17 protein-coding genes are annotated in these 17222 nt (G+C 40.6%); 10 read left to right on the plus strand and 7 right to left on the minus strand.

Annotation, left to right across the window (positions count from 1 at the left end; all coding sequences use genetic code 11):
* The first annotated feature begins 40 nt into the window (after positions 1-40).
* The 7 genes from CH377_RS18560 to CH377_RS19750 all read left to right on the plus strand — a co-directional run bounded on the left by CH377_RS18560 (position 41) and on the right by CH377_RS19750 (position 7726).
* Positions 41-397 carry a hypothetical protein gene (locus CH377_RS18560; RefSeq protein ID WP_243402081.1) on the plus strand — a complete coding sequence of 119 codons (357 nt, stop codon included), beginning with the start codon at positions 41-43 and terminating at the stop codon, positions 395-397.
* Between the two features lie 110 nt (positions 398-507).
* Positions 508-1923, plus strand: a complete 1416-nt coding sequence (locus CH377_RS18565; protein WP_100725229.1) for a TolC family protein — start codon at positions 508-510, stop codon at positions 1921-1923.
* Positions 1920-2915: an efflux RND transporter periplasmic adaptor subunit gene (locus tag CH377_RS18570; protein WP_100725230.1), complete on the plus strand. Its 996-nt coding sequence runs from the start codon at positions 1920-1922 to the stop codon at positions 2913-2915. Before CH377_RS18565 ends, CH377_RS18570 begins: the two co-directional genes overlap by 4 nt.
* Positions 2916-2920: 5 nt before the next feature.
* Positions 2921-3655, plus strand: coding sequence for a hypothetical protein (locus CH377_RS18575; RefSeq protein ID WP_100725231.1), 735 nt, complete (start codon positions 2921-2923; stop codon positions 3653-3655).
* Positions 3655-6948 (plus strand): efflux RND transporter permease subunit, encoded by a 3294-nt coding sequence (locus CH377_RS18580; RefSeq protein WP_100725232.1) that lies wholly within the window; start codon positions 3655-3657, stop codon positions 6946-6948. Before CH377_RS18575 ends, CH377_RS18580 begins: the two co-directional genes overlap by 1 nt.
* Before the next feature lie 37 nt (positions 6949-6985).
* Positions 6986-7387, plus strand: a complete 402-nt coding sequence (locus CH377_RS18585; protein WP_100725233.1) for a hypothetical protein — start codon at positions 6986-6988, stop codon at positions 7385-7387.
* Between the two features lie 195 nt (positions 7388-7582).
* Positions 7583-7726 carry a hypothetical protein gene (locus tag CH377_RS19750; protein ID WP_165780495.1) on the plus strand — a complete coding sequence of 48 codons (144 nt, stop codon included), beginning with the start codon at positions 7583-7585 and terminating at the stop codon, positions 7724-7726.
* A gap of 110 nt (positions 7727-7836) precedes the next feature.
* Here CH377_RS19750 and CH377_RS18590 read toward each other — a convergent pair whose 3' ends face one another.
* The 5 genes from CH377_RS18590 to CH377_RS18610 all read right to left on the minus strand — a co-directional run bounded on the left by CH377_RS18590 (position 7837) and on the right by CH377_RS18610 (position 12113).
* Positions 7837-9423 (minus strand): outer membrane beta-barrel protein, encoded by a 1587-nt coding sequence (locus CH377_RS18590; protein WP_207797643.1) that lies wholly within the window; start codon positions 9421-9423, stop codon positions 7837-7839.
* Between the two features lie 280 nt (positions 9424-9703).
* Positions 9704-10999, minus strand: a complete 1296-nt coding sequence (locus tag CH377_RS18595; protein ID WP_100725235.1) for a CCA tRNA nucleotidyltransferase — start codon at positions 10997-10999, stop codon at positions 9704-9706.
* On the minus strand, positions 10996-11265 hold the full coding sequence (locus CH377_RS18600) for a hypothetical protein (RefSeq protein ID WP_243402082.1): 270 nt from the start codon (positions 11263-11265) through the stop codon (positions 10996-10998). The genes CH377_RS18595 and CH377_RS18600 overlap by 4 nt, the downstream gene beginning before the upstream one ends.
* 132 nt (positions 11266-11397) lie before the next feature.
* Positions 11398-11796, minus strand: coding sequence for a ribonuclease HI family protein (locus CH377_RS18605; protein ID WP_100725237.1), 399 nt, complete (start codon positions 11794-11796; stop codon positions 11398-11400).
* Positions 11797-11801: 5 nt separating this feature from the next.
* A complete protein-coding gene (locus CH377_RS18610; protein ID WP_100725244.1) occupies positions 11802-12113 on the minus strand; it encodes a hypothetical protein in 312 nt (103 codons plus the stop codon).
* Positions 12114-12183: 70 nt separating this feature from the next.
* On the opposite strand from CH377_RS18610, the gene CH377_RS18615 reads away from it, so the two are divergent.
* The 3 genes from CH377_RS18615 to CH377_RS18625 all read left to right on the plus strand — a co-directional run bounded on the left by CH377_RS18615 (position 12184) and on the right by CH377_RS18625 (position 15283).
* Complete coding sequence (locus CH377_RS18615) at positions 12184-12972, plus strand: arginyltransferase (RefSeq protein WP_243402083.1); 789 nt, start codon at positions 12184-12186, stop codon at positions 12970-12972.
* Between the two features lie 74 nt (positions 12973-13046).
* Entirely contained in the window at positions 13047-13772 is a 726-nt protein-coding gene (locus CH377_RS18620) for an SDR family NAD(P)-dependent oxidoreductase (protein ID WP_100725239.1), read from the plus strand.
* Positions 13773-13789: 17 nt separating this feature from the next.
* The gene (locus CH377_RS18625; protein WP_100725240.1) at positions 13790-15283 is read left to right on the plus strand and encodes an FAD-binding oxidoreductase; all 1494 of its coding nucleotides are present in this window, start codon (positions 13790-13792) and stop codon (positions 15281-15283) included.
* An 80-nt stretch (positions 15284-15363) separates the two neighbouring features.
* On the opposite strand, the gene CH377_RS18630 is transcribed toward CH377_RS18625, so the two are convergent.
* On the minus strand, positions 15364-16893 hold the full coding sequence (locus CH377_RS18630) for an LA_3751/LA_3752 family putative glycosyltransferase (protein WP_100725245.1): 1530 nt from the start codon (positions 16891-16893) through the stop codon (positions 15364-15366).
* A 93-nt stretch (positions 16894-16986) separates the two neighbouring features.
* Positions 16987-17190 carry a hypothetical protein gene (locus tag CH377_RS18635; protein WP_165782912.1) on the minus strand — a complete coding sequence of 68 codons (204 nt, stop codon included), beginning with the start codon at positions 17188-17190 and terminating at the stop codon, positions 16987-16989.
* Between the last annotated feature and the right edge of the window lie 32 nt (positions 17191-17222).

The raw sequence follows: 17222 nt of genomic DNA on the forward strand, positions 1-17222 counted from the left end.
GGATTGACGGAATATACCTCTATATTCTTTTGGCATAATAGTGCGGCGCATACCTTACATTCTGCTGATCTTCTTACAGATTGCTCTGGTAGTCTTTTCATCTACTTTGGAATGGGTGGATAAGGACCTAGAGAGTCGTGCTATTTCTTTATCCCAAACAAAGAAAAACATTTCCACCGCCCTGGAATCGGATCTTAAGGATTCCGAAGGATTAGTTTACACTCAAGCAAGAGAAAGAGACAGCAGGCTCATTGATTTTCTTGCCGAAGCGTTATCCAGCTATCCTTGGACTCCATCCACATTCGATTCTAAGATCGTATTTATAAGCGGCCAACGTAAATCGGACCGACTTCTCCACTTTTCCCTAACAAATCTACCCCCACCTAACCTGGCTTAATCGTTTATATTAACTTCGGAACGATTTTCGCGCCATAGGTTTATTGGCATCGTTCCATAGGGGAGTCTTGCATAAGCATAAGCTATCTTCAGGGATAACTTCGTACAACTATGAATAAAAAGATACTAACGTTTCTAATTTTGGTCTGGGCGACGAATCAGACCGTATCTCAGCCTGATCCTAGTCCGGGTGGTGCTCCCGCTGGGGTGGATCCTTTATATTCTGAAGCTAAGATTGCTGCCGCTTCGGGAGACCAGGAAAGAACACAAGTTCGTTTGGAACTTGCCAAGGCAGAAGAATTACTTTGGAAGAATAACCTTCTATTACTCGCATCCAAGTTTAATATCGATGCGAGAAAAGCCAGTATAGAACAAGCAGGTCTCTATGCGAATCCGAATATTTTTGTGGATCAGAGTATTTTCGCGGAGCCTACACAACGTTATTTTGATTTTACCAGATCGGGACAAACTGTTGTGCAGATCCAACAGGTATTCTTACTCGGCGGTAAAATAGACAAACGTGTACGTGTTGCAGAGTTAAGCGCTAAGATGAGCGAGCAAGAATTTTATGATCTTGCAAGAGCGCTGATCACTAAGTTGCGTAGGACCTTCTACTTTATTCATTATTACCGAGATGCTATCGCCTTTTACGACAAAAGTCTGATCGCCCTAGAAAAAACGGTGAACTCTGCGGATCTTGCCTATAAGAGAAGAGCCGTCCTTCAATCCGAAGTTTTACGTTTAAAAGCACTCCTATTCTTCTTAAGAAAAGAAAGAGAAGATCTTAGGATCAAGGTACTGGAGAAGGAAGCTGATCTAAGAGTTTTACTTAACGAAGATTCTTATAAAAGCCAATCGGTTGCAATCGTTCCAATTTTGGATCTGGACTTCGTGGAAAAAGCAACCATCGAAGGATTAAAATTAGATAATATGCTTGCGAAAGCTCGGGAATACAGACCCGACCTGAAAAAAGCCGTCCAAGCATTGAGATACGAAGAAGCGAACCTTGAATTACAACATGCAAACGCGATCCCGGATCTTGCATTCGGTCCGATGTACAACAGAGGGGGAACTGCCTTCCAGAATTATTGGGGGGTTACCGCTCAGTTGAATATTCCGATCTTCGATAGGAACCAAGGTAATATTAAGGCTGCGGAAAAATCTATCCAAGTCAGAAAACAAGAATTAAAAAACCTGATCTTGGAAGTGGAGAACGATGTAAGCGTCGCATTGGCTACCGCGAAAGCGAAAGACGATCTCTACAAAAAATTCAGAAACACTTATACTTCGGATTATGCAAACCTTGCAGAAGATATGATCCTTAGTTACGAAAAACGTTATATATCCATTTTAGAATTCGCCGATTTCTTTGAAACATACAGATCCAGTATCGTGGAAATGTTACGCCTCCAAACGGACAGAATGGAAGCGATCGAAGGAGTAAATTACTCGGTAGGAACGGGGCTGATCGTTCCAAGTTATAAATCCAACGGAGATTCCGGTGCTAAAGAAGGGGGCTCGAAATGATTCCATCATCTAACAAACTTAAACTTTTATTAATCATTCTAGTGGGGGCTGTTTCCGTTTCCATTGTCTCTTTTACCTATAATAAAGGGCAGAAAAAAAACGCCCCTCGTCCTCAAAAGGCAATCGTTCATGATCATGGGGAAAGGATAGAATTTAAAGAAAATTCTCCCGGCCTTGAGATCGTAAAAAGTGCCGAGATAGGTAAGCCGGGAGAATTCGTAAATGTGGAAGCTCCCGCAAGGTTGATCGCCACTACTTCTCCTTCCGTATCCGATTCCGAACAGATCATATTGTTTGAATCTGCCGAGTTGAACGATCTTTATGTAGGTTATGTTCATGCAAAAAATAGCCTGAATAGATCCCGAAAGAACTTGGATCGTATCAAAGATATGTTTAAGCATCGAGTCGCGACTGAAAAGGATCTGATCGAAGCAGAAACCGAAGTGAATAACGACGAGGCAGAATTTGCTGAATTCGAAGGAAAACTGAGAGCGGTGGGTTTAAACCCTGCGATGATCAAAAAGGCCTCTGGACAGACTGCTTGGATCATTTCAGACGTTCCTGAATCCCAACTTTCCAATCTGCAAAAAGGAAAAAGGGTTAAAGTAGTATTTAACTCTTTCCCAAACCAAGAATGGGGCGGAACTGCAGAGGCATTGGGAGATAACGTAGATCCTTTTACAAGAACAGTGAAAGTAAGGATCGCGATTAAAAACGAAGGTTATAGATTAAAGCCGGGAATGTTCGCGACCGTAAAATTCCCAGAAGAAACAGGAAGCGACTCTGTAGTCATTCCTTTCAATTCCGTCGTTACTGTAGAAGGTAAAAATTACGTATTTGTAGAAGAGACTCCTCATGAATTTTTTAGAAGAGAAGTTGTCTTAGGGATCTCTACTCGAGAAAGAGTCAATGTTCTGGAAGGTTTGACTAAAGGCGATAAAGTGGTTACAGAAGGAGCCATTCTCTTGAAAGGACTTAGTTTCGGATTTTAATCTCTATGAAAAGAATACTAAGTTTTATTATTATAATATTCTTATTTTCTTTTATTTCGTCCGTTCATTCGGAGGAAGCAAAGAAAGATTATAAGAGCGAAGATCCTTCTCCTGAGTGGACCCCAGATCCGGATCGCAAGACCAGATTTAAGGAAGAAGAAAAAGATGATCTTAACCAAAAGGCTCTTCCTAAATCTACGAACTTTTTCGTATACGGAGCAAGTATCGGTTCTCCAGGGAGTATCAATTTTAATTTAGGATATTATTATAAGGATATCGTAATCCGCGGGTCCGGTGGTCACTGGGGACCTCATTGGTGGGGCTGGCAGGCGGATCTTGGATTTAGTTTTTGGAAAACTTCCGTCATTGCACATAGTGTGTCCGTAGTAATCGGACAATTCCAAGTCGATCCTTTTGCTCCCGAGTTGGGAAGAGGTGGACAAACTTCTTATCCAACGGGAAGTGATTTTCCAGGATACCAACATAGGAATCCAACGTTTGAGGACGCGATCATCCGTTCTTATGTAGCTCAACAAAATCCGAATCTAGCTACTTTTTTGGAATATGAGAGTAGGGACAAACAGAAGGTAACTTTAAACCAAAGATATATAGGACTTACTTACGATTTCCTACTCGGAAATTTCTTTCTGCAAGTTGGCGGAGGGATAGGAAGTGGTGATTATAAAAATCCTCAACTTCTTATCCAATTAGGCTACTTCTTTGATACGAGGTCATACTAATGATAGATAGACTCATAGAATCCGTACTCAAGTTTAGGATTCCCACCCTTATCGCATCTCTATTTGTTGCGATTTTGGGAGTTTGGGCCTGGGTAGATATTCGAAAGGAAGCCTACTCTGATATCGCGGATACTCAAGTCCGTTTGATTGCAAAATTTCCGGGTAAAGCTGCGGTTGAAGTGGAAGAAAGAGTAACTCTTCCGATTGAAAGGGTATTGAATGCAATCCCTAAAGTAGCGGTCCGTCGTTCCAGGACAATCAATGGTCTTGTAGTATTCCAATTCGTCTTTGAAGATGGGACCGACGATTATTTTGCAAGGATGCGACTCATGGAAAGAGTTGCAGATGCGGATATTCCTGAGGAAGTTCAACCCGCTTTAGGACCTATGAGTTCTCCTGTCGGAGAAATTTTCAGATATGTGGTGGAATCTTCCGGGAACCACACTTCTATGGAATTAAGAACGATCCAAGATTGGATCGTAATGCCTAAGATGCTTGCTATTCCAGGGATCGCGGACGTGGTTACCTTCGGAGGTTTGCCTAAACAATTCCATATAGTAACTTCTCCAGATAAATTAGTACGTTATAAACTTACTATCAAAGATGTAATCGATGCAGTTCAGGAAAATAACCTGAATACCGGTGGAAACCTACTTTTACAAGGAGAGCAAGGATTTCCGATCCGTTCTTTGGGTGCGATACGAGAAGCACAACATATCGAAAATATCGTAGTAAAAACAGTGAATGGTGTTCCGGTTTTCGTTCGGGACCTGGCTACTGTGGAAATATCTCATCCAATTCCGAGTGGAGTCTTGGGTTATACGGTCCGCATGGAAGATCAAGTCATGGATGTGGATTCTTCCGTCCAAGGTCTTGTTGCAATGCGTCGTTGGGGTGATCCGAATGAGATGGGAGATCGAATTCGTGCCAAAGTAAAAGAGATCAACGAGAACTATCTTCCTGACGGAGTTCAACTCAGAACCACTTACGACAGAAGTGACCTTGTAAATTATACATTACGTACTATTGGAAGGACACTTCTGGAAGGTGTGATGGTGGTCAGCTTGGTTTTGATCTTCTTTATAGGGAGTGCAAAAGCCTCTCTTGTAGTAGTAGCGACTATTCCATTCGCATTATTATTCGCTTTCCTTCTAATGAATATGACCGGGATCCCGGCAAGTTTATTGTCTTTAGGAGCTATCGACTTCGGGATCGTAGTGGATGGCGCAGTGATCATGGTAGAAAATATCATGAGAAGATATAGGGATGCCACTCCTAGTGATAAGAGTAAAGGGATCATTAAGCTGACTGCAGAGTCCGGCTCTGAAGTAGGGACCGAGATTTTATTCTCCATTTTGATCATCATACTTGCATATTTACCGATTTTTTCTTTCGAACGTATTGAAGGTCGTCTGTTTAAGCCGATGGCTTTCACTATCTCCTTTGCGATTTTTGGAGCTTTAATTTTTTCCATGACAGTTGTTCCGGTCTTGATGACTTATATGTTCCGGAATTATTTCGAATCGGAGAAACCGGGTCCTATCGCATGGCATAACCCTGTGTATGAATGGATAGAAGTACGTTATAAAACATTAATAGATTATTTGGTAGAAAGATCCAGAAGGGTAGTGATCGGAGCTTTCACGGTCGTGATCATACTTTTGGGAATAGGCGGTTATAAACTCGGAACAGAGTTCCTACCTGAAATGGATGAGGGTGGTTTTAACCTGAGGATCTTTTTCCCAGTAGGGATTTCCCTTCCGGAAGCGCGTAAATTTATGCCTAAGATCCGAGAAACGATCTATAAAAACGAACAGGTAAGCGTAGTACTTTCTCAGCTTGGAAGAAACGATGACGGAACCGACCCTCTACCTCCGAACCGATTGGAAGTACTCGTAAGTTTGAAAGATTATGATGATTGGAAGGAAAGAATTACCAAGCAGGAACTTCTTCTCAGAATGAAGAATGACCTGGAAGCTACTCTTCCAGGTGCGAGGATCAGTTTCTCTCAGCCAATTATGGATAACTTGTCGGAAGCGATCATGGGAACCATTGCGGATTTGGCGGTATTCGTTTCCGGCCAAGACTTAAAAGTGATGCGTAAGCTTGCAGAAGAGATCCTGGATCTAGTAAAGGATATGCCTGGAGCAAGTGAATTCGGTATAGAACAAGAAGCGGATAGCCCTCAGTTAACGATTAGGATAGATCGGGAAGCCGCAGCTCGTTACGGGATCAACGTGAGCGATATACAACAGATGGTGGAAGCTGCCATCGGAATGCAAAGGATCAGTACATTATATGAGGGGCCTTCCGACATTCCTCCGAGAACACCTGCTAGATTCGGGATCGTCGTTCGATTCTCTAAAGATTATAGGGCTTCCAAAAGAGCAATTGAAACTATGCCTATCATTTCACCTAAGGGGGAGAGAGTCCCACTTTCTCAATTGGCAAAGATCACCTTAGAAGATGGGCCTACTATGATCTTTCGTCAAGAGGGTCGAAGAACAATTACCGTCAGAACGAACGTAAGGGGACGGGACCAGGGTGGATTCGTAACCGAACTACGTAAAAAAATCCAGCAGAAGATAAAACTTCCGGAAGGATACGAGGTCCGATACGGAGGACAGTATGAAAACCTTGCTCGGGTAGGTAAAAAGTTAGCTGCTGTTATTCCGGTAACCATTGCGATCATTTTTGGAGTCTTATTCTTACTTTATAGAAATCTAAAATACGTTTACGTTGCTTTAGCTTGTCTTCCTCTTTCCTTGGTGGGAGGAATGTATGCACTTCTGCTCAGAGGATATTATTTTAACGTATCCAGCGGGGTAGGGTTTATTTCCCTTTTCGGGATTGCAACCATGTCCGGGGTTCTTTTCGTTTCTAGGACAAATCACCTTTTAAGGGATGAGCCTACATTGACTACGAAAGAAGCAGTCACACAAGCGGCTGTGATCCAATTACGACCAATGTTGATGACGATGTTACTTGCGTTACTTGGATTAATTCCGGCAACTCTTGCATCTGGAGTAGGTTCGGACGTTCAGAGACCACTGGCTACTGTGATTGTAGGAGGGTTATTCTCCGCTTTATTCCTGGTTTTGACAATATTACCTTCACTTTATTTGGTTTTGGTGGGAGATACAAAACATCCTGCTGAAGCTGAAACATTCGAACTTCATCCGGAAGCATACGTTTCCTTATATGATGAAGAAGATATAGAAAATGCCTCTCCTGTACATAGGAATGGAAGTAAGAAGGTAAAGAAAAAAGTTCTCGCTAAAAAGAAACGTTAGTTTATGCACTTGTCTTAAATAAAGACAGGTGATGACTATGAATCTACCCGAAAAAATTTTGATCCTAACCGGGGTCATAAATTTAGCATACGGAAGTCTAACAGGCTTTGCGTATGCATTCGCGAGAATGAAGGCTGAATTTCCTTCCAGATATCTACAAGCGGCACATATCGGACCATTGATGCAAGGCGCTATGATCCTTGGTTTGGTATTTGCATTTCAACTTGCACCCCTTTCAGAAACGGCAGCTTTAGTTGGAGCAATTTCATTTGCGGTTTCTTCCGGATTTATCGCTTTGAAAGATACTGTGGATTGGTTACAAGGGGTCAAAGACGAATTTAAGGAAAACCCTCCTCTTGGAAAGATCCTAGGTGGGATCGGCGTTACCGCAAATCTTGTAGGGATAGCAATTATCGTATATGGGGTTTTGGCTGCTTAAGATCGAAGGCAGAAGGACCCGTAAGGCTACTGGTCCGAAAACTGATCCTTTATCGGACGTATAAATCCTAAAAATCTATCTAAGAGACTCACAATTTCTTAGGTAGATTTTTAAAATTCCGAACAAAGAAACAACCAATCATCCGAAGTTTTTTTACAATTTTTTCGCTCTAAAAATCTTAAGAGGGTTCTGAAGATGAGCGAGCACTTAAAGGCAAAACTTAAAAAAGCAGACTCAGGCTTTTGGAAAAAGACATTCAGATCCTGTTGGAGTATTCTTCCTCATTCTTTTAGAAGACAATTGGTTGCCATGTCCGGGCAATCAGATCTTGATTTCTAAGTAGTTAACCTTCTTCTTTCCTTAGTTAATATATCTGATCGATTTATCTGAAGATAAAAAAAGAGCGCCCGAGAGGACGCTCTTTTTCGTAGAAATCTACTTAATTCGAATTAATCGAACTTAGCAACGACCCCTAAGGTTATACCATATTGGTCTTTACTTTTCTCACCGCTTTGGGTTACGAATTGATATCCGGTTGCCCAGTCTCTTCTCATATCCAATTTGATGAGTAGATTTTCAGTATAGTTCCAAACAGGAGTTACAGTAAATGTTTTATACTGTCCGTAGTTGGAAGATCCACCGTAATCTTTGTAGTTTTTCGGGTCTAAAGCTGCAAGTAATTGGTCCGCAGTTAAGCCCGCTAATGCAGGAGTCGCTGCAAGGATTTGTTCTGCAACTGCTTTGTCTTGCGCATATTTTCCTGCATACCAAGAGTTAGCTGCTTGAGATCCTGCAAATGGGTTGAAGGTAGTCAAACGGCCGTTGTTATGGCTATCGTCGATATACTCAAAACGAACGTTAACTCCCCAAGTTTCACCGATCTTGAATTTACTGAAGATACCATAAGCCTTATAGCTACTTTTGGTTTTTTCAGTAGTAACGGTTCCACCAAGAATAGTTTCAAGATTTGCAGTACCAGCTGAGTTGTACTGTTGTTGGAGAAGGTTAGCCGCAGCAGCGCCACCGGCTTTTTCACTCCAAGTATAGTCTAAGTCAATTTGGATCCTGTCGGTCGGAGTAATGGAAAGGATTGCATGGTTCATGAACCAGTAATCCTTGTTATACTTTGCATTAGGAGCTACAAGAGCTGAAACTGCAGGATCACCTGTAGTAGCAGCTAATTGATCAGCTGCATATTGTTTCCATGGATCGATTCTTCCGGTAGCACCATCTTGGGAATACAAAGTGTTCCAAGTGATCGATAATTTATCTTCGATCAATTGTCCCTTTAACTGAGTTCCAATCGCTTTATGCTGAGTAGCTGCTTCGTAGAAGTAGTTATTAGTTGTACTTCCATCTGGAACTCCAGTTCTATAACCGGTACCACCACCACTGTTATACAGATAAAAGGTTCCTGCCCATTTGTCTGTAAATTGAGTAGTTAAGCGAGCACCGGTGTGAATGAATGGGATTGTGTTTTGGAAGATGGCCCCTATCGAGTAGTTAGGGTTGTTCATCGATTCCAATACTTCGTATCCGATATGCGTTGCCATTTTACCAACGTCTAAGGTCATCCCTTTCAGCACTGGGAAATACATACTGATATATGCTTGTTTTAGCATGTTATAGTTGTATATTCCGTTGTATTGAACGTAAGGCGCCTCTTGGTAAGCGTTGTTCTGACCGTTTTGGAAATCCACACGGAATCCCCAAGGGCTGGATTTTTCAGCGGTTTTTTGAACAGCAAGAGCTGCTGCGTTAACACCAAAGTTTTTGTTACTTGTTTCGAACGCTCTGGTCGAATCTACGGCGCTTCCTTGGAGTGGGTTGTTGTTGTACATGTAGTACACATCCACAAATCCAGAAAAGTCTACCTTATCATACCATTTCGTATCTTCAGGTTCTGGGGCTGGAGCAGCTTTCACTGCACCTGCTGCCTTCGGGTCCGGCGTTTCCTTTTTCGGCTGGGCAAAAACCGAAGAGGCGGTCACCAGAGTAAAGGTAGCAATGAGGCTGGCTGTTTTTTTTCTCATCATTCTCCTAAATCTCCTATGCCCATAAGTATGCAACTAGCGTGCCAACATGTAAAAAATAGGCAAAGAGACTAAATAAGGCTTAAAAACGATTCTAAATCCATTATTTGGTGCTCATTTTATATAAACTTTTTGGACTATTTTTTCATTAGCCGCAATATGCTTAATTTTTGAGCAAGTTTGGGCTTGCTGAAGGAGTAAGCAGATTAGAAGATGTTTTGGTATAAGCAGGGTTAGAAGGAGGTGAATTTTGTAGTAACTACGACGCTAAGAGGTCTTCCGGTTAGAATGATTTTTGGATAATATCTAGAAGAAGTTCCTTTGAGTTCAGACTCGGATCTTGGAGTACAGCAAGTAAAGAAGATCGTAGTATCTCTCCCAATTTTGGCGCTGGAAGTTCTGGAAATTTTTCCCGGACCGAATTTCCGTCTATGGTCAGATCGGAAAGTAGAAGTGGCGGATCCTTCTTCCATTCTTGTTCTGCGCTTGCGAGCCAAAACGGTTCTTGATTTAAGAAAGCAGACCAAAGAAGGGAAAGTTCTAAGCACAGATCTTGAAGATCTTTTTTACCTGCATATTGTGCAATTGGGTGGAGGAGATGAACTCTCAGGCCGGGGGAAGTCCTTAATTCTTCTTTATGCCGGATAATAGAATATAGGGTCTTTACCAAAAATTGAGAGTCCTTGGTCCTTTGGTTGGAAAATCTGAGTTCTTTAAAAAATACGGTGGAGTCAGAAAGCCAGGTTTGTTCCGAAAAACAAGAAGCTAAAAAGTAGGCCAACCTTGGTCTTTCGGAAGTTTCCAGAAGTTTGGAGAATCCGTTTTTATATTTTTCCCAGTCTGCCGAATATAATTTTGTTTTTGTAAATAATTCCAGAATTTTATGTTTTTTTAATAGATCCAATCCTCCGATCGGATTTTTACTTTTGAGTATTTTTAAAAATTCGTCGTGTATTCTTTCGGGGGAAACCTTTGCAGTAATCAATCTACAAGTATCGATTGCTTCTGAAGTTTCCGGATGGATCGTGAATCCTAGTGTGGAAACGAATCGAATAGCTCTGACTGGTCTAAGTCCATCTTCCGTAAATCTGGAGACCGGGTTCCCTATAGTTCTAATTAAAGAATTTTGAATGTCTTCCTGTCCGGAATGTTCATCCACTAATATCTCTTGTAGGAGATCCAGGGCCAGGGCATTCATAGTGAAGTCCCTTCTTTTTAGATCTTCACTCAGGCTTACTCCGAATTGTACTGTTTCGGGCCTTCTACCATCTATATAGTCTTCATCTTTTCTGAATGTAGTCAATTCATAGGATCTATCCTGGAATAATACGGTGATAGTCCCATGTTTGATCCCTGTTGGCACAGTTCTTTTGAAGATCTTTTGCATTTTTTCCGGAGATATGGAAACCGCTAGATCATATTCATGAGGGACTTTATCTAATATTAGGTCACGGACGCTTCCACCAACTAAATAGGCTTCTCCTTCGTGATCTTTTATCGTTTTACTTATCTCTAATAGATCTTGTAAAAAAGGAGAAGGGATTTGGGAGATGAGTTGTTTTGGATCGGGGCTCATCATTCCTGGACGATCTTTTTCCAAATTGGTAAATAACGATCCTTGAGTGCAGGGTTCTTTGAAAAAATTTCCTCTACTTGTTTTTTGGTTTTTTGGTCTACGGAAACTCTTAAGAAGGGAAGATCCGCTTGTTGAGAAAGGATTTGGTCGATCCTTCTTCCTGTTTCGTCCCAGGCAGTATTGCAGATTTCTTTGTATTCTTCGTCCTTATGTTCGTTGCATAGGATTGCAAGTTCCAGATACTTTCCTTCTTTTTTCAGCTCTAACATTTTGTCTAAGACGCTAACTTTGCAGTTGGACAAAGCGACAAGCGTTAGAAGGTTAAAAAAGATCGGAAGCAGATACTTTCGAGAAGTCATGCTAAGAATTTTTTAGAAAGAACTCTATTAGGAAACCATTTTTTATAAAGATTCGAATGCTAGGTTGGCTAGTTTATCCGCTCTTTTGTTTTTTTCCCTGGGGACATGGTGGATAGAAAATAGCTTAAGTTTGGAAGTCAGACGTTTTACCTTTTCTTTTGCTACTTGAAGATGAGGGGATTTTACCTTATATTCTCCCTTGAATTGTTTTACTACCAGTTCCGAATCCAGATAGGCTGTAACTTCACTAGCGTCTTGGGAAAGGCAATATTCTACCCCTGCTTCCAGAGCCGCCCATTCTGCCACATTGTTCGTTCCGTCGGAGATCCTACGTGAGATGGAATGTACCTCGGTTTCTCCTTCATACACGGCAACCCCGATGGAAGAAGGCCCCGGGTTTCCTTTTGAGGCACCGTCACAGTATATTTTGAACTTTTTCACCGGCTTTAATCTTGGTTTTTAGATCCCAAAATGAATTGGAGTGGTCTCCAGAATATTAAATAGCCGATCAGGATGAATAAGGAAACTAAAAAGGAGAGTATGCCTAAAACCAAAAATTGGAAAGTTCGATATAAATGATCGAATGTGTGAGGAAAGAATAACCCTCCGGCCAAGCATAAAAGTCCGGCCGCTAATAAGGCAAACAGAACGAAAGGAAGGGATAAAAAATAAAAAAGATAACTTAAGGCAGTGAATCCGAAAGCCAATTTATAAGCGTTCCAACGTGCCGGATGATCTATCATTAAACCAAATACCATCAATAGTCCTATCCTTCGGAGGCTTTGGTTTGGCAATGTAAAAACGATCCAGGATATTGGCATTCTAACGATGCATATAGATTATTTTCAGTTCCTAAATTCTCTCCCTGAAACTCCTGAGTCGGAATGTAGTTATTATCCGGAAAGGCGTTCAAAGGTAAAAGGTTTTATCTTAAGGGAAAATATTCCACGAGAAGGATTGGACGTACTATTTAGATTCGGTTTCAGAAGATCCGGGAGCTTTTTTTATAGAACGAATTGTTCGAACTGTTCACATTGTTTAAGTTATCGTATTCCTCTTGAAACCTTTCAAAAAACTTCATCGCATAAAAGATTTGAAAAAATCAATTCCGATCTAAGTCTCAAGACAGCTCTCCCACAAATAGATACGAATAAAGAAAGTTTATATCTGAAATACCAAAGATCCAGACATAAGGGAAGTCACGGAGAATCCGATTTTGAAATTTTGGAAACGATGAAATACCAAATGTATGAAGGTTCCGAAAGTTCTTTGGAACTTCTACTTACTAAGGACGAGAATTTACTCGGATGGATCTTATTGGATCTTGGAAAAGAAACCGTGTCAGCTGTGTATTCCGTTTTCAATCCGGAAGAATCTAGAAGAAGTTTGGGAAATTTTCTGATACTATCTTCTATTCTTTGGGCAAAGGAGAAGGGTTATAAAGAATTCCACTTGGGTCTTTTTCTTCCGGGACATCCTAAGATGGATTATAAAAAGAACTGGAAACCGGCTGAAATTTTAAATCGTAACACTGGTGTTTGGAAGGAGAGCAAATCTTTTCTTTCCGATTATATTTTGGAGAATGGTTCCAATGGAGATAAACGAATAGGCGCTTAAACTCGGGTCATTCTTCTCTCCGAAACCCCCAAATCAGGCTTGTCATACTGGCCTTGCGTCTCAGAAAGGTTGGTATGGCTAAAAAGATCATCGTAGTAGGCGCTTCTAGCGGTATCGGAAAAGAAATTGCATCTCAATTGATCGAAGAGGGACATCAGGTCGCTGCTTTTGCAAGAAGAGAGAAGGAACTGAAAAAACTTCCTTCTTCCAAAGTAAAAAACTTATTCGTCAAACATGACGTTACTGAATACTCCAAGGTCCCTGGAGAATTTGCCAAAGCAGTAAAGGCTTTAGGCGGCTTGGACGAAATTTATTATGCATCCGGCGTGATGCATAGAGTCGGCGCAGAAGAATTTTCTGTAGAGAAAGACTTGGAAATGTTAGAAGTGAACCTTTTAGGTTGTGTTGCTTGGTTGAATTCTGCAGCTACTTATTTCCAAGAGAAGAAGGCTGGCAAAATTATAGGTATTTCTTCCATCGCGGGCGATAGAGGTCGCAGAGGGAATCCGGTTTACAACGCATCTAAAGCAGGAATGTCCACTTATTTAGAAGCTCTACGCAATCGTTTAGCAGTAAAAGGGATACAAGTTGTTACTGTAAAGCCAGGAATGATCGAGACCCCAATGACGGAAGGTTTGTCAGGTCTTATGTGGCTCATCACCGCTAAGGAAGCAGCTCAAGTTATATTAGCAAAAGTGAATGCAGGAAAAGAGAACTTCTATGTGCCTGCTCGCTGGGCTTTAGTCTCTTTGATTATTAGACTTATCCCATCTTTTATTTTCAGAAAACTTTCCGTTTAAGGAAAAGGTGATCTAAAATGGCAACCGCTTCTAAAAAAAAGACCGTTAAAAAAGCGACATCTTCTAAAATTAAAAAAACGGGTTTTAATCCTAAACAGTTTGAGTCCCGTTTAAGTCCTTCTCAAAAGGTAGAAGCCTGGGGAATGAACCATTTCTCCAACAGTAAGGTTTTTTTACCTACATCCATCCAGGACTTTAAGGATCTATTCTCTTATGCAAGAGATACGAATACGAAAGTTGCATTCAGAGGCGGCGGCTGTAGTTACGGTGACGCCGCTACGAATGATCAAGGGATCGTAGTTGATATTCGCAGCTTTAATAAGATCTTATCATTCGATCCTAAGACCGGTATCTTAGTTGCAGAATCCGGAGTAACCATCAAACAACTTTGGGAGTTTGGGATCGAAAGAGGATTTTGGCCTCCAGTTGTAAGTGGTACGATGTTTCCTACTTTAGGCGGTGCACTTTCTATGAATATTCATGGAAAGAATAACTTTGCAGTTGGACCGATCGGAGATCATATTCAAGAATTTACTTTTTTAAGTCCTGATGGAAAAGAATCACTTTGTTCTCCTAAAAAGAATTCTGATCTATTTTACTCCGCAATTTCCGGTTTCGGAATGCTCGGAGCATTTCTAACAGTAACCATCAAACTCAAAAAAATCTACTCTGGCAAAATGAAGGTTTGGCCGGTGAATACTGCTAACCTACAAGAGATGTATGATTATTTCGAAAAGGAATATAAACAATCCGACTATTTGGTTGGTTGGGTGGACGGATTTGCTTCCGGGAAAGGTTTGGGCCGTGGTCAAATCCATAAAGCAGTTCATCTAAAAGCAGGAGAAGATCCTGGTTTTCCTGAAAATTGTAAATTGGAAAATCAAATTCTGCCAAGCACATTCTTAGGGATCATTCCTAAGTCTTGGATGTGGTTATTCATGTATCCATTCAGCAATAAATTTGGGATGAGATTCGTGAACTTCGGGAAATGGATCTCCGGGTTTTTAAATAATAATAAACCTTACGAGCAAGGTCATGCAGAATACGCTTTCCTTTTGGACTATGTTCCGAATTGGAAATTTATGTACAAGCCCGGCGCAATGATCCAATACCAAAGTTTTATTCCAAAAGAGAATGCGGTTAAAGGTTTTGAAGAGATCTTAAGTCTTTGTCAAAAAAGAGGGATTGTAAACTGGTTAGGTGTATTTAAGAAACATAGACCTGACAAGTTCTTACTCACTCATGCAGTCGACGGTTATTCAATGGCTATGGATTTTCCTCTGACCAAAGGGAACAAAACTAAACTTTGGGAACTCGCCAAAGAAATGGATGAGATCGTTGTGAAGAATGGAGGAAGATTCTATTTTGCAAAAGATAGCACTCTTCGTCCTGAAGTTTACAGAAGATCCATGCCTAAACAGAACCTGGAAAAGTTCAGAGTCATGAAGAAAAAATTGGATCCAAAAAATCTATTAGAATCGGATCTATTTAGAAGGGTCTGGGGAAAGTAATAGCGTATTTTCATTCGCGCAGAGAATACTGAGATCACGGAGGTTGAGTTTCTATCTCCGTGGACTCCGTGCGAAACTAATTACTTAGTTATTTTAGAAAATTCTAAAGTTTCCATATTGATGGAAGGGCTTTGGTAGAATATTCTATTCTTAAACTCGAAATGTTCCGATTTAGGAACTAAAATTTCTCGAGGATAAGAGTCTTCGAAACCGACTACTGTTACTCGGGTTTTTCCGATCTCATATAATTTTTCTAAAAGTGCATCGAAAGATTCAGGAGAATCGATCTCGTATACCTCTCTTTCTTCTCTAAAAGAATTAGAAGGCAAAAATACGGAACCTTTTCTGTAGATTACTATTTTGGAAGTATGATCGCTGAGTTCTCTTTGCTCAGTTACAATTGATTTTGTGAATTTATAATATAATCTGTCAAATACCACTCCTCCTACGATAGAATAGGAAATAAGAAGAATGGCTGTAATCTTCAACGGTTTGCTGAGCTTCTCCCAATTTTTTTCTAAAATTGAAAATAAGAACAAAAGCAAAAAAGGAAGGATCGTGATCAAGAATCTAGGTCCGAATAATACTCCCTGCCAAAATTTAGTGGAGGTTAAAAAACCTGAGAGAAGTATAAAAATCCCTAATCCGTATATAATCCGAGTTAAAGAATCGGATTTTGGTCTCCATAGAATGATGAATGCCAAAGCGGGGTAGGCTCCGAATAATCCCAAGGAGCCATTCCCTAAAAACACCAATTGCCATAGATAGTAGATTTGAGAAACTAATTCATAAGAAGAAGATTCCTGCAAATAACCTCTGGAACCTAAAGGGTGCCCGACCACTGAATAATTGATCACTGCTTGGATGATTAAAAGAGTCCCGAAAGTAAACGGGAATAATGCTGTTTTCGGATTTCTGAATATTCTAAAAGCATAAACTAAGGAAATACTGGCAGCTAACAGGATAGTTTCTTGTCGAAAGAATGCTGCGAATCCGAAAAATCCACCCGCCAGAACTAAATCGGAAGATTGGGAGGATTTGTCCTCTTTAAGTAAAAAATAAATTCCTTGGGTAACTCCATAGACTGCTAAGATCGTTTCGGATAGATCCGTAGAAAATAGGCTGAATGCTGATCCTAATAGTAATAGGATCAAAAAGAAAAATTTAGATTTTTCATTTAGTCCTAAAAGTTCCGAAATTTGGAATAACGCTCTTAGTGTTAAAATCCCAAATATCAATGATAGGAAAAAACTTCCGAATCTTCCCATGAGAACTGCGAACGGATACTGGATAGCAGTATAATAAAAAGGAAAAACGTAATAACATTTTCCTTTATACACATGGGTCATAGTGGACCCTTTTTTTAGATCTAAAGGTAAGAATCTAAACTCGGGATCTATTTCTTTTCCGGAGTATCTACAAGAAAAATCAGGGAAACCGTTATGTATAAGATCAGCAAGTTGTTGTCCTTTGACCGCTCCGTCTCCGACTCGGATTCCAGTTTGGTATTGCCAGGCCAAAAATACACATAAAAATACCGTTCCGAAAATCAGGAATCCCGCATACTTGCCAGTAAAGGAAGAAATCCGGGAAAGAAGACGATTAAACATTCTACTAAGAAGCTTACGGAAAATCAAAGGTCAAGAAGAAATCCCAAAGGAAAGTTTTGATCTTTTTTTGGGCATCCGAATTCTGAATGACACTTAGATTCCGAATGTTTCTTTGGAGGTTGTGAATTCCGTCTTAGAAAAGATCCGTTCCTTCTTTCTTAAACTGATATAAGCATCTTCCGTGACCCAAGAATTCATAATCACCACATATACGAATAGAATACAAGAGATCGGAAAAAAGAATTTAGGAAGTGGTTTAAGAAAGAAGGAACGGATCTTTTCTAAGACGGAATTCACAACCTCCAAAGAAACATTCGGAATCTAAGTGT

This window comes from Leptospira haakeii, from assembly GCF_002812045.1.
In the GTDB taxonomy this organism is placed as follows: domain Bacteria; phylum Spirochaetota; class Leptospiria; order Leptospirales; family Leptospiraceae; genus Leptospira_B; species Leptospira_B haakeii.

What these genes read in the sequence shown, in the direction of transcription:
- CH377_RS18565 (WP_100725229.1), top strand. Translation starts at nt 508, where the DNA reads ATGAATAAAAAGATACTAACGTTTCTAATTTTGGTCTGGGCGACGAAT.
- CH377_RS18570 (WP_100725230.1), top strand. Translation starts at nt 1,920, where the DNA reads ATGATTCCATCATCTAACAAACTTAAACTTTTATTAATCATTCTAGTG.
- CH377_RS18575 (WP_100725231.1), top strand. Translation starts at nt 2,921, where the DNA reads ATGAAAAGAATACTAAGTTTTATTATTATAATATTCTTATTTTCTTTT.
- CH377_RS18580 (WP_100725232.1), top strand. Translation starts at nt 3,655, where the DNA reads ATGATAGATAGACTCATAGAATCCGTACTCAAGTTTAGGATTCCCACC.
- CH377_RS18585 (WP_100725233.1), top strand. Translation starts at nt 6,986, where the DNA reads ATGAATCTACCCGAAAAAATTTTGATCCTAACCGGGGTCATAAATTTA.
- CH377_RS19750 (WP_165780495.1), top strand. Translation starts at nt 7,583, where the DNA reads ATGAGCGAGCACTTAAAGGCAAAACTTAAAAAAGCAGACTCAGGCTTT.
- CH377_RS18590 (WP_207797643.1), bottom strand. Translation starts at nt 9,423, where the DNA reads ATGATGAGAAAAAAAACAGCCAGCCTCATTGCTACCTTTACTCTGGTG.
- CH377_RS18595 (WP_100725235.1), bottom strand. Translation starts at nt 10,999, where the DNA reads ATGATGAGCCCCGATCCAAAACAACTCATCTCCCAAATCCCTTCTCCT.
- CH377_RS18600 (WP_243402082.1), bottom strand. Translation starts at nt 11,265, where the DNA reads ATGTTAGAGCTGAAAAAAGAAGGAAAGTATCTGGAACTTGCAATCCTA.
- CH377_RS18610 (WP_100725244.1), bottom strand. Translation starts at nt 12,113, where the DNA reads ATGGTATTTGGTTTAATGATAGATCATCCGGCACGTTGGAACGCTTAT.
- CH377_RS18615 (WP_243402083.1), top strand. Translation starts at nt 12,184, where the DNA reads ATGCATATAGATTATTTTCAGTTCCTAAATTCTCTCCCTGAAACTCCT.
- CH377_RS18620 (WP_100725239.1), top strand. Translation starts at nt 13,047, where the DNA reads ATGGCTAAAAAGATCATCGTAGTAGGCGCTTCTAGCGGTATCGGAAAA.
- CH377_RS18625 (WP_100725240.1), top strand. Translation starts at nt 13,790, where the DNA reads ATGGCAACCGCTTCTAAAAAAAAGACCGTTAAAAAAGCGACATCTTCT.
- CH377_RS18630 (WP_100725245.1), bottom strand. Translation starts at nt 16,893, where the DNA reads ATGTTTAATCGTCTTCTTTCCCGGATTTCTTCCTTTACTGGCAAGTAT.